This is a genomic window from Enterobacter sp. UPMP2061 (assembly GCF_053709615.1).
Window position 1 is genome coordinate 1 of sequence record NZ_JBSKJP010000021.1, and the last position, 26,140, is coordinate 26,140.

Annotated in this window: 46 protein-coding genes; 7 read left to right on the forward strand and 39 right to left on the reverse strand. The window is 50.5% G+C overall.

The features are described from left to right. The first annotated feature begins 324 nt into the window (after positions 1-324). Positions 325-879, forward strand: a complete 555-nt coding sequence (locus ACWKXX_RS22070; protein WP_003863357.1) for a gamma carbonic anhydrase family protein — start codon at positions 325-327, stop codon at positions 877-879. Here ACWKXX_RS22070 and ACWKXX_RS22075 read toward each other — a convergent pair. The 6 genes from ACWKXX_RS22075 to dprA are packed head-to-tail and all read right to left on the reverse strand — an operon-like array spanning position 855 to position 4,638. Continuing rightward, complete coding sequence (locus tag ACWKXX_RS22075) at positions 855-1,103, reverse strand: DUF1488 family protein (protein WP_047728812.1); 249 nt, start codon at positions 1,101-1,103, stop codon at positions 855-857. The two genes, ACWKXX_RS22070 and ACWKXX_RS22075, sit on opposite strands and share 25 nt — an antisense overlap. Beyond that, positions 1,100-1,918 (reverse strand): shikimate dehydrogenase, encoded by an 819-nt coding sequence (gene aroE / locus ACWKXX_RS22080; RefSeq protein ID WP_261665957.1) that lies wholly within the window; start codon positions 1,916-1,918, stop codon positions 1,100-1,102. Before aroE ends, ACWKXX_RS22075 begins: the two co-directional genes overlap by 4 nt. 4 nt (positions 1,919-1,922) lie before the next feature. Beyond that, positions 1,923-2,495 carry an L-threonylcarbamoyladenylate synthase type 1 TsaC gene (tsaC, locus tag ACWKXX_RS22085; RefSeq protein WP_047728808.1) on the reverse strand — a complete coding sequence of 191 codons (573 nt, stop codon included), beginning with the start codon at positions 2,493-2,495 and terminating at the stop codon, positions 1,923-1,925. After that, positions 2,488-3,042, reverse strand: a complete 555-nt coding sequence (locus tag ACWKXX_RS22090; protein WP_017383725.1) for a DNA topoisomerase family protein — start codon at positions 3,040-3,042, stop codon at positions 2,488-2,490. The genes tsaC and ACWKXX_RS22090 overlap by 8 nt, the downstream gene beginning before the upstream one ends. 26 nt (positions 3,043-3,068) lie before the next feature. Continuing rightward, positions 3,069-3,542, reverse strand: a complete 474-nt coding sequence (gene smg, locus ACWKXX_RS22095; RefSeq protein WP_000460665.1) for a DUF494 family protein Smg — start codon at positions 3,540-3,542, stop codon at positions 3,069-3,071. Continuing rightward, a complete protein-coding gene (dprA, locus tag ACWKXX_RS22100) occupies positions 3,514-4,638 on the reverse strand; it encodes a DNA-protecting protein DprA (protein ID WP_017693885.1) in 1,125 nt (374 codons plus the stop codon). Before dprA ends, smg begins: the two co-directional genes overlap by 29 nt. Positions 4,639-4,765: 127 nt before the next feature. Between dprA and def the strand changes: the two genes are divergently transcribed. The 5 genes from def to mscL all read left to right on the forward strand — a co-directional run bounded on the left by def (position 4,766) and on the right by mscL (position 9,545). Further along, on the forward strand, positions 4,766-5,275 hold the full coding sequence (gene def / locus ACWKXX_RS22105; RefSeq protein ID WP_006812188.1) for a peptide deformylase: 510 nt from the start codon (positions 4,766-4,768) through the stop codon (positions 5,273-5,275). 24 nt (positions 5,276-5,299) lie between these two features. Then, positions 5,300-6,247: a methionyl-tRNA formyltransferase gene (gene fmt, locus ACWKXX_RS22110; protein WP_017383727.1), complete on the forward strand. Its 948-nt coding sequence runs from the start codon at positions 5,300-5,302 to the stop codon at positions 6,245-6,247. A 52-nt stretch (positions 6,248-6,299) separates the two neighbouring features. After that, entirely contained in the window at positions 6,300-7,586 is a 1,287-nt protein-coding gene (gene rsmB / locus ACWKXX_RS22115) for a 16S rRNA (cytosine(967)-C(5))-methyltransferase RsmB (RefSeq protein WP_026080642.1), read from the forward strand. Between the two features lie 22 nt (positions 7,587-7,608). Continuing rightward, positions 7,609-8,985: a Trk system potassium transporter TrkA gene (gene trkA / locus ACWKXX_RS22120; RefSeq protein WP_003863337.1), complete on the forward strand. Its 1,377-nt coding sequence runs from the start codon at positions 7,609-7,611 to the stop codon at positions 8,983-8,985. A 146-nt stretch (positions 8,986-9,131) separates the two neighbouring features. Then, a complete protein-coding gene (gene mscL / locus ACWKXX_RS22125) occupies positions 9,132-9,545 on the forward strand; it encodes a large-conductance mechanosensitive channel protein MscL (RefSeq protein ID WP_003863335.1) in 414 nt (137 codons plus the stop codon). On the opposite strand, the gene ACWKXX_RS22130 is transcribed toward mscL, so the two are convergent. The 31 genes from ACWKXX_RS22130 to rpsJ all read right to left on the reverse strand — a co-directional run bounded on the left by ACWKXX_RS22130 (position 9,546) and on the right by rpsJ (position 24,375). After that, on the reverse strand, positions 9,546-9,761 hold the full coding sequence (locus ACWKXX_RS22130) for an alternative ribosome-rescue factor A (RefSeq protein ID WP_047728802.1): 216 nt from the start codon (positions 9,759-9,761) through the stop codon (positions 9,546-9,548). It lies immediately after the preceding gene. 57 nt (positions 9,762-9,818) lie between these two features. Beyond that, entirely contained in the window at positions 9,819-10,244 is a 426-nt protein-coding gene (gene zntR / locus ACWKXX_RS22135; protein WP_003863328.1) for a Zn(2+)-responsive transcriptional regulator, read from the reverse strand. Between the two features lie 2 nt (positions 10,245-10,246). Beyond that, positions 10,247-10,615, reverse strand: a complete 369-nt coding sequence (locus ACWKXX_RS22140) for a DnaJ family domain-containing protein (RefSeq protein ID WP_047728799.1) — start codon at positions 10,613-10,615, stop codon at positions 10,247-10,249. 107 nt (positions 10,616-10,722) lie between these two features. Continuing rightward, the gene (gene rplQ / locus ACWKXX_RS22145) at positions 10,723-11,106 is read right to left on the reverse strand and encodes a 50S ribosomal protein L17 (RefSeq protein WP_001216368.1); all 384 of its coding nucleotides are present in this window, start codon (positions 11,104-11,106) and stop codon (positions 10,723-10,725) included. Between the two features lie 40 nt (positions 11,107-11,146). Then, complete coding sequence (locus ACWKXX_RS22150; protein WP_002919219.1) at positions 11,147-12,136, reverse strand: DNA-directed RNA polymerase subunit alpha; 990 nt, start codon at positions 12,134-12,136, stop codon at positions 11,147-11,149. 25 nt (positions 12,137-12,161) lie between these two features. Beyond that, the gene (gene rpsD / locus ACWKXX_RS22155) at positions 12,162-12,782 is read right to left on the reverse strand and encodes a 30S ribosomal protein S4 (protein WP_003863314.1); all 621 of its coding nucleotides are present in this window, start codon (positions 12,780-12,782) and stop codon (positions 12,162-12,164) included. 32 nt (positions 12,783-12,814) lie between these two features. Next, positions 12,815-13,204, reverse strand: coding sequence for a 30S ribosomal protein S11 (gene rpsK / locus ACWKXX_RS22160; protein WP_003863312.1), 390 nt, complete (start codon positions 13,202-13,204; stop codon positions 12,815-12,817). A gap of 16 nt (positions 13,205-13,220) precedes the next feature. Continuing rightward, on the reverse strand, positions 13,221-13,577 hold the full coding sequence (rpsM, locus tag ACWKXX_RS22165; protein WP_003863308.1) for a 30S ribosomal protein S13: 357 nt from the start codon (positions 13,575-13,577) through the stop codon (positions 13,221-13,223). Between the two features lie 146 nt (positions 13,578-13,723). Next, a complete protein-coding gene (gene rpmJ, locus ACWKXX_RS22170) occupies positions 13,724-13,840 on the reverse strand; it encodes a 50S ribosomal protein L36 (RefSeq protein ID WP_000868187.1) in 117 nt (38 codons plus the stop codon). A 31-nt stretch (positions 13,841-13,871) separates the two neighbouring features. Continuing rightward, positions 13,872-15,203: a preprotein translocase subunit SecY gene (secY, locus tag ACWKXX_RS22175; RefSeq protein ID WP_003863305.1), complete on the reverse strand. Its 1,332-nt coding sequence runs from the start codon at positions 15,201-15,203 to the stop codon at positions 13,872-13,874. A 7-nt stretch (positions 15,204-15,210) separates the two neighbouring features. Then, entirely contained in the window at positions 15,211-15,645 is a 435-nt protein-coding gene (rplO, locus tag ACWKXX_RS22180; protein ID WP_003863304.1) for a 50S ribosomal protein L15, read from the reverse strand. Positions 15,646-15,648: 3 nt separating this feature from the next. Further along, on the reverse strand, positions 15,649-15,828 hold the full coding sequence (rpmD, locus tag ACWKXX_RS22185) for a 50S ribosomal protein L30 (protein WP_003863301.1): 180 nt from the start codon (positions 15,826-15,828) through the stop codon (positions 15,649-15,651). 6 nt (positions 15,829-15,834) lie between these two features. Continuing rightward, positions 15,835-16,335, reverse strand: coding sequence for a 30S ribosomal protein S5 (gene rpsE / locus ACWKXX_RS22190; RefSeq protein WP_003863299.1), 501 nt, complete (start codon positions 16,333-16,335; stop codon positions 15,835-15,837). Between the two features lie 14 nt (positions 16,336-16,349). Beyond that, on the reverse strand, positions 16,350-16,703 hold the full coding sequence (gene rplR, locus ACWKXX_RS22195) for a 50S ribosomal protein L18 (RefSeq protein WP_003863297.1): 354 nt from the start codon (positions 16,701-16,703) through the stop codon (positions 16,350-16,352). Positions 16,704-16,712: 9 nt separating this feature from the next. Continuing rightward, entirely contained in the window at positions 16,713-17,246 is a 534-nt protein-coding gene (gene rplF, locus ACWKXX_RS22200; protein WP_006178917.1) for a 50S ribosomal protein L6, read from the reverse strand. A gap of 12 nt (positions 17,247-17,258) precedes the next feature. Then, positions 17,259-17,651, reverse strand: coding sequence for a 30S ribosomal protein S8 (gene rpsH / locus ACWKXX_RS22205; protein WP_006178918.1), 393 nt, complete (start codon positions 17,649-17,651; stop codon positions 17,259-17,261). 30 nt (positions 17,652-17,681) lie between these two features. Next, positions 17,682-17,987 carry a 30S ribosomal protein S14 gene (rpsN, locus tag ACWKXX_RS22210; RefSeq protein ID WP_003863291.1) on the reverse strand — a complete coding sequence of 102 codons (306 nt, stop codon included), beginning with the start codon at positions 17,985-17,987 and terminating at the stop codon, positions 17,682-17,684. A gap of 14 nt (positions 17,988-18,001) precedes the next feature. Further along, complete coding sequence (rplE, locus tag ACWKXX_RS22215) at positions 18,002-18,541, reverse strand: 50S ribosomal protein L5 (RefSeq protein ID WP_003863290.1); 540 nt, start codon at positions 18,539-18,541, stop codon at positions 18,002-18,004. 14 nt (positions 18,542-18,555) lie between these two features. Beyond that, entirely contained in the window at positions 18,556-18,870 is a 315-nt protein-coding gene (gene rplX, locus ACWKXX_RS22220; protein WP_003863287.1) for a 50S ribosomal protein L24, read from the reverse strand. 10 nt (positions 18,871-18,880) lie between these two features. Next, positions 18,881-19,252 (reverse strand): 50S ribosomal protein L14, encoded by a 372-nt coding sequence (gene rplN, locus ACWKXX_RS22225; RefSeq protein ID WP_002919748.1) that lies wholly within the window; start codon positions 19,250-19,252, stop codon positions 18,881-18,883. Between the two features lie 166 nt (positions 19,253-19,418). Next, positions 19,419-19,673, reverse strand: a complete 255-nt coding sequence (gene rpsQ, locus ACWKXX_RS22230; protein ID WP_002438707.1) for a 30S ribosomal protein S17 — start codon at positions 19,671-19,673, stop codon at positions 19,419-19,421. After that, on the reverse strand, positions 19,673-19,864 hold the full coding sequence (gene rpmC, locus ACWKXX_RS22235) for a 50S ribosomal protein L29 (protein WP_003863282.1): 192 nt from the start codon (positions 19,862-19,864) through the stop codon (positions 19,673-19,675). The genes rpsQ and rpmC overlap by 1 nt, the downstream gene beginning before the upstream one ends. Next, positions 19,864-20,274 carry a 50S ribosomal protein L16 gene (rplP, locus tag ACWKXX_RS22240; RefSeq protein ID WP_002919759.1) on the reverse strand — a complete coding sequence of 137 codons (411 nt, stop codon included), beginning with the start codon at positions 20,272-20,274 and terminating at the stop codon, positions 19,864-19,866. The genes rpmC and rplP overlap by 1 nt, the downstream gene beginning before the upstream one ends. 12 nt (positions 20,275-20,286) lie before the next feature. Then, a complete protein-coding gene (gene rpsC / locus ACWKXX_RS22245) occupies positions 20,287-20,988 on the reverse strand; it encodes a 30S ribosomal protein S3 (protein WP_000529945.1) in 702 nt (233 codons plus the stop codon). Between the two features lie 17 nt (positions 20,989-21,005). Further along, positions 21,006-21,338: a 50S ribosomal protein L22 gene (gene rplV / locus ACWKXX_RS22250; protein ID WP_002919773.1), complete on the reverse strand. Its 333-nt coding sequence runs from the start codon at positions 21,336-21,338 to the stop codon at positions 21,006-21,008. A 14-nt stretch (positions 21,339-21,352) separates the two neighbouring features. Further along, positions 21,353-21,631 (reverse strand): 30S ribosomal protein S19, encoded by a 279-nt coding sequence (rpsS, locus tag ACWKXX_RS22255; protein ID WP_001138117.1) that lies wholly within the window; start codon positions 21,629-21,631, stop codon positions 21,353-21,355. Between the two features lie 16 nt (positions 21,632-21,647). After that, complete coding sequence (gene rplB / locus ACWKXX_RS22260; RefSeq protein WP_000301859.1) at positions 21,648-22,469, reverse strand: 50S ribosomal protein L2; 822 nt, start codon at positions 22,467-22,469, stop codon at positions 21,648-21,650. 17 nt (positions 22,470-22,486) lie between these two features. Further along, positions 22,487-22,789, reverse strand: coding sequence for a 50S ribosomal protein L23 (gene rplW, locus ACWKXX_RS22265; RefSeq protein WP_000617546.1), 303 nt, complete (start codon positions 22,787-22,789; stop codon positions 22,487-22,489). After that, positions 22,786-23,391, reverse strand: a complete 606-nt coding sequence (gene rplD, locus ACWKXX_RS22270; protein ID WP_000424395.1) for a 50S ribosomal protein L4 — start codon at positions 23,389-23,391, stop codon at positions 22,786-22,788. Before rplD ends, rplW begins: the two co-directional genes overlap by 4 nt. Before the next feature lie 10 nt (positions 23,392-23,401). Continuing rightward, the gene (gene rplC, locus ACWKXX_RS22275; RefSeq protein WP_003863274.1) at positions 23,402-24,031 is read right to left on the reverse strand and encodes a 50S ribosomal protein L3; all 630 of its coding nucleotides are present in this window, start codon (positions 24,029-24,031) and stop codon (positions 23,402-23,404) included. A 32-nt stretch (positions 24,032-24,063) separates the two neighbouring features. After that, the gene (gene rpsJ, locus ACWKXX_RS22280; protein ID WP_001181005.1) at positions 24,064-24,375 is read right to left on the reverse strand and encodes a 30S ribosomal protein S10; all 312 of its coding nucleotides are present in this window, start codon (positions 24,373-24,375) and stop codon (positions 24,064-24,066) included. Between the two features lie 380 nt (positions 24,376-24,755). Here rpsJ and ACWKXX_RS22285 point away from each other — a divergent pair, with 380 nt between their 5' ends. Further along, positions 24,756-25,229, forward strand: coding sequence for a prepilin peptidase (locus tag ACWKXX_RS22285; protein WP_017693881.1), 474 nt, complete (start codon positions 24,756-24,758; stop codon positions 25,227-25,229). Here ACWKXX_RS22285 and bfr read toward each other — a convergent pair. Both bfr and bfd read right to left on the reverse strand, forming a co-directional pair. Further along, a complete protein-coding gene (gene bfr / locus ACWKXX_RS22290; RefSeq protein WP_003863270.1) occupies positions 25,213-25,689 on the reverse strand; it encodes a bacterioferritin in 477 nt (158 codons plus the stop codon). The genes ACWKXX_RS22285 and bfr overlap by 17 nt on opposite strands. Positions 25,690-25,761: 72 nt before the next feature. Then, complete coding sequence (bfd, locus tag ACWKXX_RS22295; RefSeq protein WP_003863268.1) at positions 25,762-25,956, reverse strand: bacterioferritin-associated ferredoxin; 195 nt, start codon at positions 25,954-25,956, stop codon at positions 25,762-25,764. Positions 25,957-26,140 lie beyond the last annotated feature (184 nt).

Below are 26,140 nucleotides of genomic sequence, written 5' to 3' on the forward strand. Positions count from 1 at the left end.
ACGCGCTTCAGCGCTCTGTCGCGAGGTGGCGTATATTACGCTTTCCTCTTTCAGAGTCAACCCGTTATTTCAGGATTTTTTCTCTTCAGCCGACCGGGTTGTCTGTGAAGTGATTCACATCCGCCGTGTCGATGGAGGCGCATTATAGGGATCCCAGTTTTTAGCACAAGTATTTTTTAGATCTTTTTTTCCAACTGATGATTTTCCGTGCTTTTCGCTGAAAACCCATCCGATCCGCTTAAAAATTGACGCATTTTGCCTTGCCTCGATCCAGGAATACGATCAAAGTCTTTTTTAATAGCGCTCATCTGTATCGAGGTAGATATGTTTGCAGTATTACGTCCTTATAAAGATCTGTTCCCCCAAAAAGGCGATCGCGTGATGATCGATGCCAGCAGCGTGGTCATTGGTGATGTTCGCATGGCCGATGATGTCAGCATCTGGCCACTCGTCGCGATCCGGGGCGATGTTAACTACGTTGCAATCGGTGCACGCACCAATATTCAGGACGGCAGCGTGCTGCATGTGACTCATAAGTCATCTTATAACCCTGAGGGCAATCCGCTCATCATTGGAGAAGATGTTACGGTCGGTCATAAAGTGATGCTCCACGGCTGCACAATCGGTAACAGGGTTCTCGTTGGGATGGGATCGATTTTGCTGGATGGCGTCATAGTAGAAGATGACGTAATGATTGGCGCAGGAAGCCTTGTTCCGCAAAACAAACGCCTGGAAAGTGGCTATCTCTATCTAGGCAGTCCGGTTAAACAGATCCGCCCCCTAAAAGAGGCGGAGATCGAAGGATTGAAATACTCAGCGAACAATTACGTTAAATGGAAGAATGACTATCTGGATCAGGATAACCAGACCCAGCCCTGATCGTCTTCCTGCTGATCGCGGATCAAATCGCTGGCTTCCTCTTCCAGATCCCAGCGATTTTCGCAAAAGACCGCTAACGGATCTGAACCACCAAAGCGCTGAAGCAACGTCTCCCCTTTAATCGCACAGGTGAGCTGCATTCCCTGCACCAGCACCGGGAAACAAACCGCTTGCTTATTTTCATCCCAGATTTCTCTGTCGGGAAAATGAATCGCCTGATTCATGCCATCAGTTCCTGTTTCAGCGTTTCGATCACCGGTTCTACAGCAGGTAACACGCCATGCCAGAGTAGCACCGCATGAGCCGCCTGCCCCACCAGCATGCCCAGACCATCAGCCATGTGTTTTGCCCCATGTTGTTCGCACCAGGTCAGAAATGGTGTATTCCCTTTTTGATAAAACATGTCATAGGCGTAGATGTGGGAATGAACCAGGGATGCAGGAATCGCCGGGATCTCTCCATTAATACCGCTTGAGGTGGCATTAATCACAAGATCAAATTCGTGACCCGCGAGATCGTCAAGTGCTACCGCAGTTACGCTGCCTGTGTGTGCGAACAACGCCGCCAGCTCTTCTGCTCTGGAGAAAGTACGGTTGGTGATTGTCACCGCACAATCCAGCGAAAGAAGAGGAAGCAATACGCCGCGCGACGCACCACCCGCGCCGATCAGCAGGATCCGAAATCCTGGTTTAATAAACGACAGTCGCTCCAGATCGCTGAGTAAACCTATGCCATCGGTGTTATCGCCAAGAAGGCGACCATCTTCAAGCCGCTTAAGGGTATTGACGGCACCAGCGAGCGAGGCACGCTCGGTCAGCTCATCCGCGCGCCCGAAAGCCTCTTCTTTAAAAGGCACCGTGACGTTCGCACCTTTACCACCCGCATCAAAAAAGCTATTCAGCGTCGGTATAAATGCATCAACAGGCGCAAGAACCCGACCATACGGGTGATCTATCTGCAACTGCTCTGCAAACAGCTGATGGATCAGAGGCGACTTGCTGTGCGCGATCGGGTTACCAAAAACAGCATAGGTTTCCATAACATTATCCCTGGCGAAAACGTTCGCCGGTCAAGGCATCGCGAATTTCTGATGGGTTAAGACGGCCACCGGTTTCACCGACGGCTACCGGGAAATCACTCCCGAACTGCGCCAGAACTTCTTCAGTTGTCCGACAAGGAGGAAGCCCGGTCAGGTTGGCGCTGGTTGAAACCAGAGGTTTACCAAATGCCTGGCATAACTCCACCACCAGCGGATGGTCGGTAACGCGTACCGCGAGTGAATCGAAACGCCCGGTTAACCAACGCGGCGTTGTCGGTTGTGCAGGGAAAACAAACGTCACGGGACCAGGCCACGCAGAGAAAATGGTTTCCCGCTGTGCAGGCGTCAGCATGGAATCATCAATATAAGGCTTAAGCTGCGCGTAGTTCGCAGCGATTAAAATCAATCCTTTTTCGACAGGCCGCTGTTTTAGCGCCAGCAGACGATTAACGGCGACTTCGCTGTCAGGATCGCACCCGACCCCGAAAACGGCTTCTGTTGGATAGGCGATGACTTCTTCTTTTTTCAGGATGTCCACCGCCTGCGCGATGGAGCCTGATGGCAGGTTATTATTCACTGATTTGATCCGCCGAAACCGGCTTTCCACATTGTTTACTGGCGCAAAAGCGTTTCAAGCCTTGCGCGGTTTTCTTTTCTATAAGTAACGGATAATCGCAATGAGGGCAGACGCCCGCTACTGGTTTGAAATTGATAACGAACTGACATTCAGGATAGCGATCGCACGAATGGAAGGTCTTGCCATAACGAGAGCGGCGCTGCACCAATTGACCACGCTGGCACTGAGGGCAGGCAATTGCCGTTTCATCTGGTTTATCAATTTGTTCCGTATGTTCACATTCCGGATAGCGGCTGCATCCGATAAACATCCCGAACCGCCCCTGCCGCAGCGCCAGTTCGCCGCCACAGAGTGGACAAAGCTGTCCCTCCAGAATTTTGACGATATGTCCGTCCGCCTGGCTTTTCAGGGGACGGACATAATCACATTCCGGATAGTGTGAACAACCGAGAAACGGACCGTGTTTCCCGGACCGAATAACAAGTTCAGCCCCACACTGTGGGCAGGGCTCGTTTTTATGCACCGTGAAGAGTGCTGATTTGGCCATAACAACTCTTGTTGCTGCACATAGAATTAATGCAGCATACCTTCATTCACTTCAAAGAGTAATTCTTCCATTTGCTGATAGGCATTTTCACAGCCTGGGATGTTGAACAGAACCATCAGGATCACCCATTTGAGATCTTCCAGTTCAAACTCAGCAGTATCCAGCGCCATGACGCGCTCTATCACCATCTCTCTCGTTTCGAGGTTTAGCACCTGAATCTGCTCGAGGAATAAAATGAATCCCCGGCAGCTGGCATCCAGCCTTTCACACTCTTCAGCTGTATAGATGCGCACAGACAATGGGTCAGAAGCAAGCTGCATCGGTTCGGCGAGGCCGTCCTGATAATCAGCCAACTTATCCAGCCACATCAACGCATTATAAATATCTTCCCGCTCAAAACCTGCGTCGGTCAGATCCCGTGTTAATTTGTCCTGATCCACCTGCATTTCTGCTTCGTTGTGGATGTAAGTCTCAAACAAATACATCAGTACGTCGAACATGGCATGCCCTCCTTAATCGGACATAGCCGCCGGGTACAGCTGCGATCCACCCTGCTAACTCCAGTTCGAGTAGCTGTGCTACCGTTACTGGCACAGGTTGGCCGGCACGTTCAGCGACAACGTCAACAGGTGTTACCTCATCTCCTACGTTAGCCAGGAGCTTGGGAAATGGCAATGCTACTGCCTCCTGATCCGATGAAATATGTCGCTTTTGGAGATCATCCTGCAACCAATGCAATCCATACTGCAAATTTTCCAGGATATCCTCTTTACAGGTCACCAGCGTCGCCCCCTGTTTTATCAGCCAGTGAGGGCCTTCGCAGCCAGGGTTCCCCAACGGGCCGGGTAGCGCAAAAACTTCACGCCCCTGCTCCAGTGCGCACCTTGCGGTAACCAGCGATCCACTCCGAATCGCAGCTTCGACCACCAGCACGCCCTGGCTTAACCCACTGATGATCCGGTTACGCCGTGGAAAGTTACCCGGTCTGGGCGATGTCGAAAGTGAAAACTCAGACACTATCGCCCCCTCTGAAGCGATAAGTTGCTCAGCCAGAATGTGATGACGACGCGGATAGAGACTAAAAAGACCATTGCCAAGCACAGCGACACTTCGCCCTTTTGCTGACAACGCCGCATGATGTGCCACACCATCGATGCCGCAAGCCAGGCCACTGGTGATCGTAAAGCCACATTGGGACAGCTGTTCACTCAGCATTTTCCCCCACCGCTCGCCATACCACGAGGGCGCACGGCTGCCCACAACCGCAAGCTGCATGCTATTAAGCACGTCAACGCGGCCTCGCACAAATAGCGCCCCGGGAAAATCAGGTATAGAACGTAACAATGGCGGAAAGCGAGGATCATCCGCTGTGAGAAGGTGGTTGTCGGTGTGTTCCAGCCATTCCAGACTACGTTCAAGCTCACTCTCACTGAACGAAAAAAACTTTACGGCATGTTTGGGCGAAAGCCCTGACGCGTTGACAGCTTCAGCATCGACGGTTGCCTGGCGAAGCAGCCTCTGCGCAATCTCCAGCATCGCGTCACCGTATAACGACCCGATGTTTATAAGCCGTAACCATATCTCTGTGGACGTCATCCTTTTCTCTGCCATAAGCAGCCTCAGCAATCTTTGCGATTGGTCACTGATGCTGTCAATCGACCGGGGATTTGTCTAGAATAGAAGTAATATTCTTATCAACTCCTGAACACGACTCTGGAAATTTATGGCAGTTTTGCAAGTGTTACATATTCCTGACGAGCGCCTTCGCATCGTCGCGGAACCGGTTAAAGAAGTGAATGCAGAAATTCAGCGTATCGTCGATGATATGTTCGATACCATGTACGCTGAAGAAGGCATTGGCCTTGCCGCGACCCAGGTAGACATTCACAAACGTATTATTGTGATCGACGTTTCTGAAAATCGCGATGAGCGCCTGGTGCTGATCAACCCTGAGCTGCTGGAAAAAAGCGGCGAAACAGGTATTGAGGAAGGCTGTCTGTCTATCCCTGAACAGCGCGCTTTGGTGCCACGTGCCGAAAAAGTTAAAATCCGCGCACTGGATCGTGACGGCAATCCGTTTGAGCTGGAAGCCGACGATCTGCTGGCGATTTGCATTCAGCATGAGATGGATCACCTGGTCGGTAAACTGTTTATCGATTACCTCTCACCACTGAAGCAACAGCGTATTCGTCAGAAAGTTGAGAAACTGGATCGTTTGCGTTCTCGCGCTTAACGCCCCCCGGATACAAGGAATAACGTGTCTACATCACTACGTATAATCTTCGCGGGTACCCCTGATTTTGCAGCGCGTCATCTCGACGCGCTGCTATCGTCTGGTCATCAGATTGTTGGCGTATTTACTCAGCCGGACCGTCCGGCTGGCCGCGGTAAAAAACTGATGCCTGGCCCGGTTAAAGTGCTGGCAGAAACGCATGGTTTACCGGTATTCCAGCCTGCGTCATTACGACCTCAGGAAAACCAGCAGTTAGTGGCAGATCTGAACGCTGACGTGATGGTAGTTGTGGCTTACGGCCTCATTCTGCCGAAAGCGGTACTCGATATGCCCCGCCTGGGCTGTGTTAACGTTCATGGTTCTTTGCTCCCACGCTGGCGTGGTGCAGCCCCTATTCAGCGCGCTCTGTGGGCAGGCGATGCTGAAACTGGCGTGACAATCATGAAGATGGACGTAGGTTTAGACACGGGCGACATGCTGTATAAACTGGCGTGTCCCATCACCGCAGGAGATACCAGCGCCACGCTGTATGACAAGCTGGCGGATCTCGGCCCACAGGGGCTGATTGAGACGCTGCAACAGCTTGCTGACAATACAGCGACACCTGAAGTGCAGGATGAGGCACAGGTGACCTATGCTGAAAAACTGAGTAAAGAAGAAGCCCGGATCGACTGGTCCCTGTCAGCAGCTCAACTCGAACGCTGCATCCGCGCCTTTAATCCGTGGCCGATGAGCTGGTTGATGATTGATGAGCAGCCAGTGAAAGTCTGGAAAGCTTCAGTAATTAACGGCAATACTTCGGCAGAGCCCGGTACGATTATCGACGCCAGCAAAAACGGTATCCAGGTTGCGACCGGAGAAGGGATCCTGAATCTTGAATCGCTGCAACCGGCCGGTAAAAAGGCAATGAGCGCGCAGGATCTATTAAATTCTCGTCGTGAATGGTTCATCCCTGGCAATCGCCTTGCCTGAACAAATTTACTCTTAAGGCCCGGTGTTTCCGGGCATTTTTATTTTTACGGTTATGAAAAGACAAAATCTACGCACTATGGCGGCTCAGGCCGTTGAGCAGGTTATCGAGCAGGGCCAGTCACTGAGTAATGTCCTGCCTCCACTGCAACAAAAGGTTTCCGATAAAGACAAAGCCCTGCTTCAGGAGCTGTGCTTTGGCGTGCTGCGCACCCTCTCTCAGCTTGAGTGGTTAATTAATAAGCTGATGTCACGCCCGATGAGCGGCAAGCAGCGTACCGTGCATTATTTGATCATGGTCGGTTTTTACCAGCTTCTTCATACCCGCATTCCACCTCATGCTGCGCTGGCTGAGACAGTGGAGGGTGCCGTTGCGATTAAACGTCCCCAGCTGAAAGGATTGATTAACGGCGTGCTGCGTCAGTTCCAGCGTCAGCAGGACGAACTGCTGGCAGAATTTGCGCAAAGCGAAGCGCGCTTCCTGCATCCTGAATGGCTGCTGAATCGCCTTAAAAAAGCCTACCCTCAGCAATGGCAAGACATTGTGGATGCCAATAACCAACGTCCGCCGATGTGGTTACGCGTCAATCGTAACCATCATACCCGCGACGCATGGCTGGCCCTGCTGGAAGAGGCCGGAATGAGCGGCTTCACACACGCTGCTTATCCTGATGCGGTACGTTTAGCCTCCCCTGCACCGGTACATGCATTACCCGGTTTTGAAGAGGGCTGGGTAACGGTACAGGACGCATCCGCTCAGGGCTGCATGACCTGGCTTGAACCGAAAGACGGGGAGCAGATCCTTGATCTCTGTGCAGCGCCAGGGGGGAAAACAACGCACATTCTGGAAGTGGCGCCGCAGGCCAGCGTGATGGCCGTGGATGTTGATGAGCAGCGTCTTTCACGCGTCTATGACAACCTCAAGCGTCTGGGTATGAAAGCTCAGGTTAAGCAAGGCGATGGACGTAAACCCGCAGACTGGTGTGGTGATACCAGGTTCGATCGTATTTTGCTGGACGCCCCTTGCTCAGCAACTGGCGTGATTCGTCGTCATCCCGATATCAAATGGCTGCGTCGCGATCGTGATATCAAGGAGCTTGCCCAGTTGCAATCCGAAATTCTGGATGCCATCTGGCCGCATCTCAAACCCGGCGGAACCCTGGTATATGCAACCTGCTCTGTTCTTCCGGAAGAGAACAGTCAGCAAATTGCGGCTTTCCTGAAACGCACCCCGGACGCGACGCTGCATGATACGGGGACGCCTGAGCACCCGGGTCTGCAAAACCTGCCGGGCGCAGAAGAGGGTGATGGCTTCTTTTACGCTAAGCTAATCAAAGAGTGATGTTGAGAACAGGTCACGAAAGATGAAAATTATCATTCTGGGCGCAGGGCAAGTTGGCGGAACGCTGGCGGAAAATCTCGTGGGCGAAAACAACGATATCACCATTGTGGATACCAATGGCGATCGCCTGCGCGTTTTGCAGGACAAGTTTGATCTTCGTGTTGTACAGGGGCACGGCTCGCATCCACGCGTGCTTCGGGAGGCGGGCGCGGACGATGCCGACATGCTGGTTGCAGTAACCAGTTCTGATGAAACCAACATGGTTGCATGTCAGGTGGCCTACTCGCTTTTCAACACACCGAACCGCATCGCCCGTATTCGCTCCCCGGACTATGTCCGGGATGCGGAAAAGCTGTTTAATTCCGAAGCAGTACCTATCGACCATCTTATTGCGCCTGAACAGCTGGTTATCGACAGTATTTATCGTCTGATTGAGTACCCGGGCGCGTTGCAGGTTGTGAACTTTGCTGAAGGAAAAGTAAGCCTGGCGGTTGTGAAGGCTTATTACGGCGGCCCGCTGATTGGTAATGCCCTGTCGACAATGCGCGAGCATATGCCACATATCGATACGCGTGTTGCGGCGATTTTCCGTCACGACAGACCTATTCGTCCGCAAGGTTCCACTATTGTCGAAGCCGGGGATGAAGTCTTCTTTATTGCGGCTTCTCAGCATATCCGTGCGGTGATGAGTGAACTTCAGCGTCTCGAAAAACCGTATAAACGTATTATGCTGGTTGGCGGCGGTAATATTGGCGCAGGTCTGGCGAGACGGCTGGAAAAAGACTACAGCGTGAAGCTGATCGAACGAGATCAACAGCGCGCGTCGGAGCTGGCTGAAAAGCTTCAGAATACTATCGTGTTTTATGGCGATGCTTCGGATCAGGAATTGCTGGCCGAAGAGCATATCGATCAGGTTGATCTTTTTATTGCCGTCACCAACGACGACGAAGCGAATATTATGTCCGCCATGCTCGCTAAACGTATGGGGGCGAAAAAAGTAATGGTGCTTATCCAGCGTAAGGCTTATGTCGACCTGGTGCAGGGTAGCGTAATTGATATTGCTATTTCACCTCAGCAAGCCACCATTTCTGCCCTGCTAAGCCATGTGCGTAAAGCGGATATTGTCGGCGTGTCGTCTCTTCGTCGTGGTGTTGCTGAAGCCATTGAAGCCGTCGCTCACGGGGATGAAACGACGTCGCGCGTTGTTGGTCGTGCGATAGATGAAATTAAACTTCCACCAGGCACCATTATCGGCGCCGTAGTGCGAGGTAACGATGTGATGATCGCCAATGATAATTTACGTATCGAGCAGGGTGACCACGTTATTATGTTCCTGACCGATAAAAAATTTATTACCGACGTCGAGCGTTTATTCCAGCCAAGCCCGTTCTTCCTGTAATGATTTGGGTGCTCAGACAAGAGCACCCAAATATTAACCTTCTAATTTTCATGCCTTTTATTTTTCATAACGATTATTTATCCCCAATGGCAATTAGCTAATCATTTGTTAAACTTATAGGCGTCAGCTGGCACAAGGAGAACATAATGAGTTTTATTAAAGAGTTTCGCGAATTTGCGATGCGCGGGAATGTGGTGGATTTGGCTGTGGGTGTCATTATTGGTGCGGCGTTCGGTAAGATCGTTTCATCATTAGTCGCCGACATTATTATGCCGCCGTTAGGACTGTTGATTGGAGGCATTGATTTCAAACAATTCGCCTTCACCCTACGGGAAGCTCAGGGCGATATCCCTGCGGTTGTAATGCACTATGGCGTATTCATTCAGAACGTATTTGATTTCGTGATCGTGGCATTTGCCATTTTCATGGCGATCAAACTTATCAACAGACTTAACCGTAAAAAAGAAGAACCGGCTGCTGCCCCGCCAGCACCCACTAAAGAAGAAGTCTTACTGACTGAAATTCGCGATCTGTTAAAAGAGCAGAATAACCGCGTTTAATCAGGCGACAGAAACAAAAAGGCCAGTGGTAAAAAAGCGATTAGCTTGCTTGCCACTGGCCTCCCAGTTACCCCGTTGTGCATGTTTACCTTTACGTAAATAACTCCCTTTTCCTTTCTTGTTCTTCTCAACTCGCTGTCTGAAAAGCGGGTCGTGAAGCAATGCCTCAATGGCGTTATCCTTAATTTGTCCCTTAGTATGCTGATAGCGGCTCATCATTTCTCCTGAGCATAGTTAATGTCGGCGGGAGTCTAGTCCCTGGCTGATAAAAAATCAACAACCCTGAGTTTCACTACTGGCACCCTGTTCAAGTGCTTCCAGTATTGAGCAATAAACACTGCTGTGAGCAGTACCGCAGCACGCGTCATTTAACCTTTGCAGAGATCGCTGCATGGCTTGCAGCTCCTGAATGCGTCCTTCAACTTCATCCAGCCGGGCCTGAACGATGCTTTTAGATTCCTGACACGTATGATGTTCAGGATCGATACGGATCGACAGCAGTTCACGGATCGACTCCAGCGTGAAGCCGAGTTGCCGTGCATAGCGGATAAAACGAAGGCGTTGCAGGTCGTTATCCGTATAAAGGCGAAATCCACCTTCCGTTCTGACCTCATGATCGATCATCTGCTGTTTTTCGTAGTAGCGGATAGTATCCGGCGTTACGTTAGCAAGCTTCGCAAGTTCACCTATGCGGTACATGGCTACTCCTCGTTTATTTTTTGCATTAACCTTTCACTGTACTCACCATGTAAAAAGTCAGTACTCATTCCCGTCTGGCGCAGTTTTAGCTCGATGAGCGCCAACCGACGACTGATTTCGGAGTACCGTGGGTCATTCTTATGAATGCCTTTAAGCAGATCGGCAAGCTCGACGGCTTCATTGCGTTGCTGAAGTTCAGGCGGTAAACAACCTGCGTTTTTCAGTAAGCGATAACCGGCGCGTAATTCAGGTGGAATATGTGAATCATCGTCCAGAATCAGCGGCTCACCGCTGCCGGGAAGATTTTCGAACTCGCCTTTGTTTTGGGCATCGCAAATATGGCGTTCAGCCCACTGATCGAGCAACCACATAATGAACTCCAGGGGATGAGCAGAAAAGATACAGACATTGTAGATAAGTGGAGATTCTGCGGATATAAAAAAACCCGCCGAGGCGGGTTTTTTTACGTTACTACAGATTACTCTGCAGCAGCTTCTGCTTTCTCTGAACGATCAACCAGCTCGATGTAAGCCATCGGCGCGTTGTCGCCTGCACGGAAGCCACACTTCAGAATGCGAGTGTAACCACCGGCACGGCTCGCGAAACGCGGGCCCAGTTCGTTAAACAGTTTTGCCACGATCTCGTTATCACGAGTACGGGCGAATGCCAGACGACGATTAGCAACGCTGTCAGTCTTGGCAAGAGTAATCAGCGGCTCAACTACGCGACGCAGCTCTTTCGCTTTAGGCAGGGTCGTCTTGATGATTTCATGACGAACCAGTGAACCTGCCATGTTGCGGAACATAGCCTGGCGATGGCTGCTGTTGCGGTTCAGTTGACGACCACTCTTACGATGGCGCATGACCTTATCCTTCTCAGTAAAACCTTAACCTGTGATCCGGTTACTCGTCAGCAATGCTTGCCGGTGGCCAGTTTTCCAGGCGCATGCCCAGAGACAGACCACGTGAAGCCAGCACGTCTTTAATCTCGGTAAGAGATTTTTTACCCAGGTTCGGCGTTTTCAGCAACTCAACCTCGGTACGCTGTACCAGATCACCGATATAGTGGATAGCTTCTGCCTTGAGGCAGTTAGCAGAGCGGACAGTCAATTCCAGATCGTCAACAGGGCGCAGCAGGATCGGATCGAATTCTGGTTTCTCTTCTTTCACTTCCGGCTGACGTACATCACGTAAGTCAACGAAAGCTTCCAGTTGTTCTGCCAGGATGGTTGCCGCACGACGAATCGCCTCTTCAGGATCGATTGTGCCATTGGTTTCCATTTCGATGACCAGCTTGTCCAGGTCGGTACGCTGTTCTACACGCGCTGCTTCAACATTGTAGGCAATACGCTCTACAGGGCTGTAACATGCGTCGACCAGCAGACGGCCGATTGGGCGCTCATCTTCTTCCGAATGAATTCGGGCAGAAGCCGGCACATAACCACGACCGCGCTGAACTTTGATACGCATGCTAATAGCTGCGTTCTCATCGGTCAGGTGGCAGATCACGTGCTGCGGCTTGACGATTTCAACATCACCGTCGTGGGTGATGTCGGCTGCAGTCACAGGGCCAATGCCAGATTTATTCAGAGTAAGAATAACTTCATCTTTACCCTGAACTCTCACCGCCAGCCCTTTCAGGTTGAGCAGGATTTCAAGGATATCTTCCTGAACGCCTTCTTTGGTGCTGTACTCATGAAGTACACCATCAATCTCAACCTCGGTCACCGCGCAACCCGGCATCGATGAGAGCAGAATACGGCGCAGTGCGTTACCCAGAGTATGGCCAAAGCCACGCTCTAAAGGCTCAAGGGTCACCTTGGCGTGCGTCGAACTCACTTGCTCGATATCTACCAGGCGCGGTTTTAGAAACTCTGTCACAGAACCCTGCATTGTGTCCTCTCTTTGGTACTAAGCTTTACTTGGAGTAAAGCTCGACGATCAGGTGTTCGTTAATGTCCGCAGACAGATCAGAACGTTCTGGCTGACGCTTGAACGTACCTTCCATCTTGCCAGCATCAACTTCCAGCCAGGTTGGCTTTTCACGCTGCTCAGCCAGCTCCAGAGCGGCTTTCACGCGAGATTGCTTTTTCGCTTTCTCACGAATGCTAACAACGTCATTCGCTTTAACCTGATAAGAAGCGATGTTAACAACACGACCGTTTACCATGATTGCTTTATGGCTAACCAGCTGGCGTGATTCAGCACGAGTCGCGCCGAAGCCCATACGGTATACAACGTTGTCCAGACGACCTTCCAGCAGAGCCAGCAGGTTTTCACCTGTGTTGCCTTTCAGACGTGCTGCTTCTTTATAGTAGTTACGGAACTGACGCTCCAGCACACCGTAGATACGGCGAACTTTTTGCTTTTCACGCAACTGCACACCATAGTCAGACAGACGCGGTTTACGCGCACCGTGCTGGCCAGGAGCTTGTTCAATTTTACACTTGGTATCGATCGCGCGAACGCCAGACTTAAGGAATAAGTCGGTGCCCTCACGACGGCTCAGCTTGAGCTTAGGACCCAAATATCTTGCCATTTTCTATCTCCAACTAACCTAAAAAACGAGCGTTATACGCGACGTTTTTTCGGCGGACGACAACCGTTATGAGGGATCGGAGTCACATCAGTAATATTCGTGATGCGGAAACCAGCGGCGTTCAGAGCGCGAACAGTAGATTCACGACCCGGACCCGGACCTTTAACCATAACTTCCAGATTCTTGATGCCGTATTCTTTTACGGCTTCAGCGCAACGCTCTGCTGCAACCTGAGCTGCGAACGGAGTGGATTTGCGAGAACCACGGAAACCGGAACCACCGGCTGTTGCCCAACCCAATGCGTTACCCTGACGATCAGTAATAGTAACGATGGTGTTGTTGAAAGAAGCATGGATATGAGCCACGCCGTCAGAGACTTGTTTTCTTACACGTTTACGTGCACGAACTGGTGCCTTTGCCATTATTCAATCACCCCGATTATTTCTTGATCGGTTTGCGCGGACCCTTACGGGTACGTGCGTTGGTCTTAGTACGCTGACCGCGCACTGGCAGACCACGACGATGACGCAAACCGCGATAGCAACCAAGATCCATCAGGCGCTTGATGCTCATGCTGATTTCACGGCGCAGATCACCTTCAACGACAAATTTGGCAACTTCGTCACGCAGCGTGTCGATTTGTTCTTCAGACAGCTCACTGATCTTAACATCTTCAGCGATACCCGCTGCAGCCAGAATGGCTTTAGAACGGGTCTTGCCGACGCCATAGATCGAAGTTAATGCGATCACAGCATGTTTCTGATCAGGAATGTTAATGCCTGCTATACGGGCCACTATGCACTCCTACTATTTAATATGTACGCACCATGCTGAAAAGCCCGTTTTCAGGATACTCAAATGGAAACGTACAGACATACAAAAGATTGGCTGGCTAATCTAGCCAGCTCAACCCAACTTTGCAAGAAAAATATGCGAAATAATCAGCCTTGGCGCTGTTTATGCTTCGGCTCGGCACTGCAAATCACACGGATGACACCATCACGCTTAACGATTTTGCAGTTACGGCATAATTTCTTGACGGAAGCACGAACTTTCATTTTTACTCTCCGTAACTTCTCAGGCGACCAGTTAGCGGCCGTAGCCTTTCAGGTTCGCCTTCTTCAATGCAGACTCATACTGACTGGACATCATCAGAGTTTGCACTTGAGCCATAAAGTCCATAATCACGACCACAACGATAAGCAGTGAGGTCCCACCGAAGTAGAACGGTACTTTCATTGCATCACGCATGAACTCCGGGATCAGGCAGATAAAAGTAATATAAAGCGCACCAACCAAAGTCAGGCGAGTCATTACTTTATCGATATACTTCGCCGTTTGCTCTCCCGGACGAATTCCTGGTACAAATGCACCGGACTTCTTCAGGTTATCTGCTGTTTCACGCGGGTTGAAGACCAACGCCGTGTAGAAGAAACAGAAGAAGATGATCGCAGACGCATAGAGTAACACATAAAGTGGTTGCCCAGGCTGCAAATACAGCGAAATTGTTGTCAGCCAGTTCCAACCAGTACCGCCCCCGAACCATGACGCGATGGTTGCCGGGAACAGAATAATACTGGAAGCGAAGATAGCCGGGATAACCCCCGCCATATTCACTTTCAGCGGTAAATGTGTGCTCTGTGCAGCATAGACACGACGACCCTGCTGACGTTTAGCGTAGTTCACCACAATGCGGCGTTGACCACGTTCAACGAAGACAACAAAGAACGTCACTGCAAATACTAATACTGCAACCAACAGCAACAGGAGGAAGTGCAGGTCGCCTTGACGCGCTTGCTCGATAGTATGGGCGATGGCCGGCGGGAGACCCGCAACGATACCGGCGAAGATAATGATTGAGATACCGTTACCGATACCTCGTTCAGTAATCTGTTCGCCGAGCCACATCAGGAACATGGTCCCTGTGACCAGACTTACAACAGCGGTGAAATAGAATGCAAAGCCTGGGTTTAATACCAGGCCCTGCATACCAGGCATATTCGGAAGACCGGTAGCAATACCGATCGACTGGAATATTGCCAGCACCAGAGTGCCGTAACGGGTGTACTGGCTAATCTTACGACGTCCAGACTCCCCTTCTTTCTTCAACTCTGCCAGGGCCGGATGAACGACCGTCAGCAGCTGGATAATAATCGATGCCGAAATGTACGGCATAATACCCAGTGCGAAAATAGAAGCACGGCTGAGAGCACCACCAGAGAACATGTTGAACATTTCAATGATGGTGCCTCGCTGTTGCTCAAGCAGTTTGGCAAGTACAGCGGCATCAATACCAGGGATCGGAATAAAAGAGCCAATACGGAACACAATCAGCGCGCCGATTACAAACAGCAGTCTGCGTTTCAGCTCGCCAAATCCACCTTTGGCACTTTGAAAATCTAATCCCGGTTGCTTAGCCATCTGCTACTTATTCCTCAATTTTACCGCCAGCAGCTTCGATAGCAGCACGAGCACCTTTAGTAACACGCAGGCCACGAACAGTTACCGGAGTAGAAACTTCACCAGCCAAGATCACTTTCGCGAACTCGATCTGGATACCGATAATGTTAGCCGCTTTCAGCGTGTTCAGGTCTACAACGCCGCCTTCAACTTTCGCCAGGTCAGACAGACGGATTTCCGCTGTGATCGCTGCTTTGCGAGAGGTGAAGCCGAACTTCGGCAGACGACGGTACAGTGGCATCTGGCCACCCTCGAAACCGCGACGTACGCCACCGCCAGAACGAGAATTCTGACCTTTGTGACCACGACCACCGGTTTTGCCGAGGCCAGAACCGATACCACGACCCAGGCGTTTACCCGCCTTTTTAGAGCCTTCGGCCGGAGACAGAGTATTTAAACGCATCTCTTACTCCTCAACTTTAACCATGAAGTAAACCGCGTTGACCATACCACGAACAGCAGGAGTATCCTCGCGCTCAACGGTATGACCAATACGACGCAGACCCAGGCCAAGCAGCGTTGCCTTGTGTTTCGGCAGACGACCGATTGCACTGCGGGTTTGAGTGATTTTAATAGTCTTTGCCATGGTCAATTACCCCAGAATTTCTTCAACGGATTTACCACGCTTGGCAGCGACCATTTCTGGAGAATTCATATTTTCCAGGCCATCAATAGTTGCACGAACCACGTTGATCGGGTTGGTGGAACCATATGCTTTAGCCAGAACGTTATGAACTCCAGCAACTTCCAGAACGGCGCGCATTGCACCACCGGCGATGATACCGGTACCTTCGGAAGCTGGCTGCATGAATACACGAGAACCCGTGTGAACACCTTTAACTGGGTGTTGCAGGGTACCGTTGTTCAGCGCGACGTTAATCATATTGCGACGGGCTTTTTCCATCGCTTTCTGGATCGCTGCTGGAACTTCACGCGCTTTACCGTAACCAAAACCAACGCGACCGTTACCATCACCCACTACAGTCAGAGCTGTGAAGGAGAAAATACGACCACCTTTAACGGTTTTAGATACGCGGTTTACCGCGATCAGCTTTTCCTGCAGTTCGCCAGCCTGTTTTTCGATGTGAGCCATCTTACACCTCTACCTTAGAACTGAAGGCCAGCTTCACGGGCAGCATCTGCCAGTGCCTGGACACGACCATGATATTGGAACCCGGAACGGTCAAAGGAAACATTGCTGATGCCTTTTTCCAGAGCGCGTTCAGCGACAGCTTTACCTACAGCTGCTGCGGCGTCTTTGTTACCGGTATACTTCAATTGTTCTGAGATAGCTTTTTCTACAGTAGAAGCAGCTACCAGAACTTCAGAACCGTTCGGTGCAATTACCTGTGCGTAAATATGACGCGGGGTACGATGTACCACCAGGCGAGTTGCACCCAGCTCTTTGAGCTTGCGGCGTGCGCGGGTCGCACGACGGATACGAGCAGATTTCTTATCCATAGTGTTACCTTACTTCTTCTTAGCCTCTTTGGTACGCACGACTTCGTCGGCGTAACGAACACCCTTGCCTTTATAAGGCTCAGGACGACGGTAGGCGCGCAGATCTGCTGCAACCTGACCGATCAGCTGTTTATCAGCGCCTTTCAGCACGATTTCAGTCTGAGTCGGGCATTCTGCAGTGATACCGGCCGGCAGCGGATGCTCAACAGGGTGTGAGAAGCCCAGAGACAGGCCTACTGCATTCCCTTTGATAGCTGCACGATAACCTACACCAACCAGCTGAAGCTTTTTAGTGAAGCCTTCGGTAACACCAACAACCATTGAGTTCAGCAGGGCACGCGCGGTACCAGCCTGAGCCCATCCATCCACGAAACCATCACGTGGACCGAAGGTCAGAGCGTTATCTGCATGTTTAACTTCAACAGCATTGTTGAGGGTACGAGTCAGCTCGCCGTTTTTACCTTTGATCGTAATAACCTGACCGTCGATTTTTACATCAACGCCGGCAGGAATAACGACCGGTGCTTTAGCAACACGAGACATTCTTTCCTCCGATTAGGCTACGTAGCAGATAATTTCGCCACCAAGACCAGCCTGGCGCGCTGCACGATCAGTCATAACACCTTTAGAGGTAGAAACAACTGCGATACCAAGACCAGCCATTACTTTTGGCAGCTCATCTTTTTTCTTATAGATGCGCAGGCCTGGGCGGCTGACACGCTGAATGCTTTCTACAACAGCTTTACCCTGGAAATACTTGAGAGTAAGTTCCAGTTCCGGCTTGGTGTCGCCTTCAACTTTAAAATCTTCGATAAAACCTTCTTCCTTCAGCACGTTGGCAATTGCCACTTTCAGCTTGGCGGAAGGCATGGTGACCGCAACTTTGTTCGCGGCCTGACCGTTACGGATACGGGTCAGCATATCCGCGATCGGATCTTGCATGCTCATCTGTCTTTACTCCCGTGATTCAATTGGTAATTACCAGCTAGCCTTTTTCAAGCCTGGCACTTCACCGCGCATGGCGGCTTCACGCAGTTTGATACGGCTCAACCCAAACTTGCCCACATAACCATGTGGACGACCTGTTTGACGACAGCGGTTACGCTGACGAGACGGGCTGGAATCACGCGGCAGAGACTGCAGCTTGAGAACCGCATTCCAACGATCTTCGTCGGAAGCGTTCACATCAGAAATGATCGCTTTCAGTTCAGCGCGTTTAGCGAAGAATTTATCAGCTAAAGCTACGCGCTTTACTTCGCGTGCTTTCATTGATTGCTTAGCCATTCAGTAACCCTACCTTACTTGCGGAACGGGAAGTCAAAGGCAGCCAGCAGAGCACGGCCTTCTTCATCAGATTTCGCAGTAGTGGTAATGGTAATATCCAAACCACGCACGCGGTCGACTTTATCGTAGTCGATTTCTGGGAAGATGATCTGCTCACGGACACCCATGCTGTAGTTACCACGACCGTCGAAAGACTTAGCGGACAAGCCACGGAAGTCACGGATACGTGGAACAGCAATAGTGATCAGGCGCTCAAGGAACTCCCACATGCGTTCGCCACGCAGAGTTACTTTACAGCCGATCGGATAGCCCTGACGGATTTTGAAGCCTGCAACAGATTTGCGTGCTTTGGTGATCAGCGGTTTTTGACCGGAGATTGCTGTCAGGTCAGCTGCTGCGTTATCCAGCAGTTTCTTGTCAGCGATCGCTTCACCAACACCCATGTTCAGGGTGATCTTCTCGACCCGAGGGACTTGCATGACAGAATTGTAGTTAAACTCAGTCATGAGTTTGTTAACTACTTCGTCTTTGTAGTAATCATGCAGTTTCGCCATCGTACTACTCCAAATTACTTGATAGTTTCGCTGTTAGATTTGAAGAAACGGACTTTTTTACCGTCTTCGAATCTAAAGCCTACACGGTCAGCCTTGCCGGTAGCCGCATTGAAGATTGCAACGTTAGAAACCTGAATAGCAGCTTCTTTTTCAACGATGCCGCCTGGTTGGTTCAGGGCCGGAACCGGCTTCTGATGTTTCTTAACCAGGTTGATACCTTCAACGACAAGTTTGCCGGAAGACAGAACATTTTTTACTTTACCGCGTTTACCTTTATCTTTACCGGTTAACACGATAACTTCGTCATCACGACGGATTTTCGCTGCCATGATTCGCTCCTTAGAGTACTTCTGGTGCCAGAGAGATAATTTTCATGAACTTCTCAGTACGAAGTTCACGAGTTACCGGCCCAAAGATACGCGTGCCGATAGGCTGCTCGCTGTTATTGTTTAAAATAACGCATGCATTACCATCGAAGCGAATGACAGAACCGTCAGGGCGACGAACACCCTTCTTGGTGCGCACCACTACCGCCTTCAGCACATCACCTTTTTTGACCTTACCACGTGGAATTGCTTCCTTGATGGTGATCTTGATGATGTCGCCTACGCCTGCGTAGCGACGGTGCGAGCCACCCAGAACCTTGATACACATTACGCGACGTGCACCGGAGTTGTCGGCGACGTTCAGCATAGTCTGTTCTTGGATCATTTTAGTGCTCCGCTAATGTCAACTACTACCTGAGACTCTAAAATCAGAGCCGTTAAAAAGCCCCATATCGAGGGCGCGGCATTATAACACCGCTTCTGCAATATGGGTAGAAAAAATAAACGGCTCATCGCTGAGCCGTTTATTCGTATTGAGAATGCGTACTCTATTACAGAACCGCTTTCTCTACAACGCGAACCAGCGTCCAGGACTTAGTCTTGGACAGTGGACGGCATTCACGGATTTCAACCTTGTCGCCGATACCACATTCGTTGTTCTCGTCATGTACGTGCAGTTTGGTCGTACGCTTGATGAATTTACCGTAGATCGGGTGTTTCACAAAACGTTCGATAGCTACAACAATGGATTTCTCCATTTTATCGCTAACAACACGACCTTGCAGAGTACGGATTTTATCGGTCATTACGCACCCGCCTTCTGAGTCAGTAAAGTCTTAACGCGCGCAACATTGCGACGCACTTGCTTCAGCAGGTGAGTCTGTTGCAGCTGGCCACTTGCAGCCTGCATACGCAGGTTGAACTGCTCACGCAGCAGGTTCAGCAGCTCAGCGTTCAGCTCTTCAACGCTTTTTTCACGCAGCTCTTTTGCTTTCATTACATCACCGTCTTAGTTACAAAGGTGGTTTTGATAGGCAGTTTCGCTGCTGCCAGGCCGAAGGCTTCACGGGCCAGCTCTTCCGGAACACCGTCCATTTCATAAAGGACTTTGCCCGGTTGGATCAAGGCAACCCAGTACTCCACGTTACCTTTACCTTTACCCATACGAACTTCCAGTGGCTTCTCGGTGATCGGTTTGTCCGGGAATACACGGATCCAGATCTTACCTTGACGCTTAACTGCACGGGTCATTGCACGACGTGCTGCTTCGATCTGACGTGCAGTCAGACGACCACGGCCAACAGCTTTCAGACCGAAAGTGCCGAAGCTAACATCCGTACCCTGCGCCAGACCACGGTTGCGGCCTTTGTGCACTTTACGGAATTTTGTACGCTTTGGTTGTAACATCAGCGACGCTCCTTATTTACGGCCTTTACGCTGCTGCTTTTTAGGTTGAGCAGCCGGTTTTTCCGGTTGTTCAACAGCAGCCATACCACCCAGGATCTCACCTTTGAAGATCCATACCTTAACGCCGATTACACCGTAAGTGGTGTGCGCTTCAGAGGTGTTGTAGTCGATGTCAGCACGCAGAGTGTGCAGCGGTACGCGACCTTCGCGGTACCATTCGGTACGTGCGATTTCCGCGCCGCCCAGACGGCCGCTAACTTCAACTTTGATACCTTTAGCGCCCAGACGCATTGCGTTCTGTACAGCACGCTTCATAGCACGACGGAACATAACACGACGTTCCAGCTGAGAAGTGATGCTGTCAGCAACCAATTTAGCGTCCAGTTCAGGCTTACGAACTTCAGCGATATTGATCTGTGCAGGAACGCCAGCGATATCCGCTACGACCTTGCGCAGTTTTTCTACGTCTTCGCCTTTCTTACCGATAACGATGCCAGGGCGAGCAGTGTGAATAGTCACACGGATGCTCTTAGCTGGACGCTCGATAACGATACGAGATACAGACGCTTTAGCCAGTTCCTTAGTCAGGTACTGACGTACTTTAAAATCGCTGTCCAGGTTGTCAGCGAATTCTTTGGTGTTCGCAAACCAGGTAGAGTTCCATGGTTTTACAATACCCAGGCGAATACCATTAGGATGTACTTTCTGACCCATTGCTAGTCTCCAGAGTCTCAGCGATCGGACACAACCACAGTAATGTGGCTGGTGCGCTTCAGGATGCGATCTGCACGACCTTTCGCACGCGGCATAATGCGCTTCATGCTTGGGCCTTCATCTACGAAAATTTTCGCGACTTTCAGATCGTCGATGTCAGCGCCATCGTTGTGTTCAGCGTTAGCAATGGCAGATTCCAGTACTTTCTTGACCAATACCGCAGCTTTCTTGTTGGTATAGGTCAGGATGTCCAGGGCCTGCGACACTTTCTTACCGCGAATCAGGTCAGCAACAAGGCGAACCTTCTGTGCAGAAGAACGAGCATGGCGATGTTGAGCTAAAGTTTCCATCTCTTCCTCCTACCTTATTTCTTCTTCGCTTTTTTATCAGCAGCGTGGCCGCGATAAGTACGAGTCGGTGCGAATTCACCCAGTTTGTGACCAACCATTTCGTCGGTAACAAAGACTGGAACGTGCTGACGACCATTATGGACAGCGATGGTCAAACCGATCATGTTAGGAAAGATCGTTGAACGACGGGACCAAGTGCGCAGGGGCTTCTTGTCTCCGCTTTCCACCGCTTTCTCTACCTTCTTCAGCAAGTGCAGGTCAATAAAAGGACCTTTCTTGAGAGAACGTGGCATGGCTTATCCTCTAAAATTATTTGCTACGGCGACGTACGATAAATTTATCAGTACGCTTGTTGCTGCGGGTCTTCTTACCTTTGGTCTGAACGCCCCACGGAGTTACCGGGTGCTTACCAAAGTTACGACCTTCACCACCACCATGTGGGTGGTCGACTGGGTTCATCGCAGTACCGCGAACGGTAGGACGAACACCACGCCAGCGTGCAGCACCAGCTTTACCCAGAACGCGCAGCATATGCTCAGCATTGCCAACTTCGCCCAGAGTAGCGCGGCAGTCTGCTTCGACTTTACGCATTTCACCAGAACGCAGACGCAGGGTGACATAAGCACCGTCACGCGCAACGATCTGAACGTAAGTACCCGCGGAACGCGCCAGCTGACCGCCTTTACCTGGTTTCATTTCTACGTTATGAACGGTAGAACCAACCGGGATATTGCGCATCGGCAGGGTGTTGCCTGCTTTGATTGCAGCATCAACGCCAGACTGAATCTGGTCGCCAGCTTTCAGGCCTTTAGGGGCCAGGATGTAACGGCGTTCGCCATCTTTGTACAGAACCAGCGCGATGTTCGCGGAACGGTTCGGATCGTACTCAAGACGCTCAACAACTGCTGGGATACCGTCTTTGTTGCGTTTGAAGTCAACAATACGATAAGCCTGCTTGTGGCCACCACCGATGTGACGAGTGGTGATACGGCCATTGTTGTTACGACCACCGGATTTGCTGTTTTTTTCCAGCAACGGAGCAAAAGGTTTGCCCTTGTGCAGCTCAGGGTTAACCACTTTAACTACGTGGCGACGACCCGGAGATGTCGGTTTACATTTAACAACTGCCATTGTATTACTCCTCCGACTTACTCAGCGCCGCCAACGAAGTCCAGGTTCTGGCCTTCTTTCAGGGTGACGTAAGCTTTTTTCCAGTCGCTACGACGACCGATACGCTGTCCGTGACGTTTAACTTTCCCTTTAACTACCAGGGTGTTAACGACTTCGACTTCGACTTCAAACAGTTTCTGCACAGCAGCTTTGATCTCTGCTTTGGTCGCGTCTTTAGCAACTTTGAGAACGATGGTGTTTGTTTTTTCCATCGCAGTAGACGCTTTTTCAGAAACGTGCGGTGCGCGCAGCACCTTCAGCAGACGTTCTTCACGAATCATGCCAGCATCTCCTCAACTTGCTTAACAGCATCAGCAGTCATTACGACTTTGTCGAAGGCGATCAGGCTAACCGGGTCGATACCAGTCGCGTCGCGTACGTCAACCTTGTGCAGGTTACGCGCGGCCAGGAACAGGTTCTCGTCCAGCTCACCGGTGATGATCAGCACATCTTCCAGAGCCATGTCTTTCAGTTTCTGTGCCAGCAGCTTAGTTTTAGGCGCTTCAACAGAGAACTTCTCGACAACGATCAGACGATCCTGACGTACCAGTTCGGACAGAATGCTTTTCAGCGCGCCGCGGTACATCTTTTTGTTAACTTTTTGACTGTGGTCCTGTGGACGCGCAGCGAAGGTCACGCCACCTGAACGCCAGATCGGGCTCTTGATAGAACCTGAACGCGCACGGCCGGTACCTTTCTGGCGCCATGGCTTTTTGCCTGAACCAGTTACTTCAGCACGAGTCTTCTGAGCACGAGTACCCTGACGAGCACCAGCTGCATAAGCAACAACAACCTGGTGAACCAGCGCTTCGTTGAAATCACGACCGAAGGTAGTTTCGGAAACAGTCAGCGCGCTCTGCGCGTCTTTCAATACTAATTCCATTGCTATCCCCTTACGCCTTCACAGCTGGTTTAACGATCAGGTCGCTACCGGTTGCACCCGGGACCGCACCTTTAACCAGCAGCAGGTTGCGCTCAGCGTCAACACGTACTACGTCCAGGCTCTGAACGGTTACACGTTCGTTGCCCAGCTGACCTGCCATTTTCTTGCCTTTGAACACTTTGCCCGGAGTCTGGTTCTGACCGATAGAACCCGGAACGCGGTGAGACAAGGAGTTACCGTGAGTAGCGTCCTGGGTACGGAAGTTCCAGCGCTTAACGGTACCAGCAAAACCTTTACCTTTAGAGGTACCGGTTACGTCAACTTTTTTAACGTCAGCAAACAGCTCAACGCTAATGTCCTGACCTACGGTGAACTCTTCGCCTTCAGCAAGACGGAATTCCCACAGACCACGGCCAGCTTCAACGCCAGCTTTAGCGAAGTGACCCGCTTCTGGTTTGGTTACACGGTTAGCTTTTTTAGCACCAGTGGTAACCTGAATAGCGCGGTAGCCATCGTTAGCCAGATCTTTAACCTGAGTAACGCGGTTTGCTTCAACTTCGATTACGGTTACTGGGATAGAAACGCCATCTTCAGTGAAGATGCGGGTCATACCCACTTTTTTACCGACTAAACCAATCATTGTTTCAACCTCTCAATCGCTCGATGACCTGATTAACCCAGGCTGATCTGCACGTCTACACCGGCAGCCAGATCCAGACGCATCAGAGCATCAACGGTTTTCTCAGTTGGCTCAACGATGTCAACCAGACGCTTGTGAGTGCGGATTTCGTACTGATCACGCGCATCTTTGTTAACGTGCGGAGAGATCAGAACGGTAAAGCGCTCTTTGCGGGTCGGCAGCGGGATCGGACCACGGACTTGCGCACCAGTGCGCTTAGCAGTCTCGACGATTTCCGCGGTTGATTGATCGATCAGACGATGATCAAACGCTTTAAGGCGGATACGGATTCTTTGGTTCTGCATGAGACCAGAGCTCCAATTATTTTATAAACGAAAATGATTACTCCTCAAACCCATTACGATTGATGGGAGAGTGTAACCGTTCTTACGTAGCTCCCCAATTGGGAGCATTGTTGAGTAACAAAGTGAGCTACTCTGGTTCAGATTGAACCCGCCGTCAATTACGACAAGCCCGCGCATTATACGTAAATCAGAGAAAGACGCAAGTGCCGTTTAGAAATTAAGCGCCAAAGACGTACTATACGTAAGGCCGCGCAATTTTTTATGCAAAGTATCCCTTCTCAACTCTTTGTATGAAGCCGCTACGCAATTGCTGTTTTTACACATTGCCGGGCATGCAGATTATTACGAGTATGCGCTCAAACCATTTTGAGGCTCTCGCTATGCTACTGTCCCTCCCCTTTCTGTTGATCTATTTTGCGTTATCGGCCTTGCTTGTTCGCACCGATATTCGCACGGGGCTTCTTCCCGATAAATTTCTTTGCCCGCTGCTATGGACGGGCCTGCTCTACCAGCTTTGTCTCCATCCTGATTTTTTGCCGAGCGCGGTAGTGGGTGCGATGGCAGGATACGCCGGATTCGCCATTATCTATTGGGGATACCGTCTCATCTGCCGACGTGAAGGGATGGGATATGGCGACATAAAATATCTGGCGGCGCTGGGGGCATGGCATGGCTGGTGTGTACTACCAATACTGGCATTAGTGGCCGCGTTAATGGCTCTGCTGTATCTGGTTGCTTTCTCGTTGTTTACTCCTGATAAGCAGGCATTAAAAAACCCACTGCCTTTTGGGCCATTTCTGGCGGCAGCGGGTTTATGCGTTGGCTGGGAAAGCCTGATTAACTTTCCACTTTGATCTGAGACTGAAGGTAGTTCTGTAGGCCAATTTTGCTAATGAGATCCAGTTCGGTCTCAAGCCAGTCGATGTGCCCTTCTTCATCGGCCAGGATCTGGATCATCATATCGCGGCTGACGTAGTCATGTACGCTGTCCGCATAGGCAATGGCTTCACGCAGATCTTTTGCACCCTCCAGCTCCAGCCGGAGATCAGAACGCAGCATCTCTTCGACATCTTCTCCGATGCCCAGTTTTCCGAGATCCTGTAGGTTAGGAATGCCTTCGAGGAATAAAATACGCTCAATGTATTTATCGGCGTGTTTCATTTCATCAATGGACTCATGGTATTCAACATCGTTGAGGCGAGTCAGTCCCCAGTTTTTAAACATTCTTGCATGGAGAAAATACTGATTGATTGCGACAAGCTCATTTCCCAATAATTTATTGAGATAACTTATGATTTTAACATCACCTTTCATTATATAGTCCCTCCGCTTCCACTCATTGAAGCGTAGATCGGGCTACGGGGATGTCAAAAAAAAGATAGAGGCTTACGCGATCTCTTTGAATTCCGGGATCTGCATCAGTTCGTCCTGCATGATCTCACGCGCTGCGCGAACGCATTTACCGCATTGATTTCCCACCGGAACAAACTTGCGAAGCTGCTGGAAAGATTGTGGTTGAAACTGGCGAACGGCCTGACGAATTTTTTTGTCGCTTACACCATTACATAAACAAACGTACATAAAGACTCCCGTTCAAAATATGCGCAAAGTGTAAGTGAGAATGGTTATGATTACAATAGCGCGGGCGTCGGAATACGTGGCGGGAGAAAGCAAAAAATGCGAATTTTTATGACAATGCCCCAACGGCAGAAAACAAAAAAGGACGCCGGAGCGTCCTTTTTATTTCAGGGATAATTAATTAGCC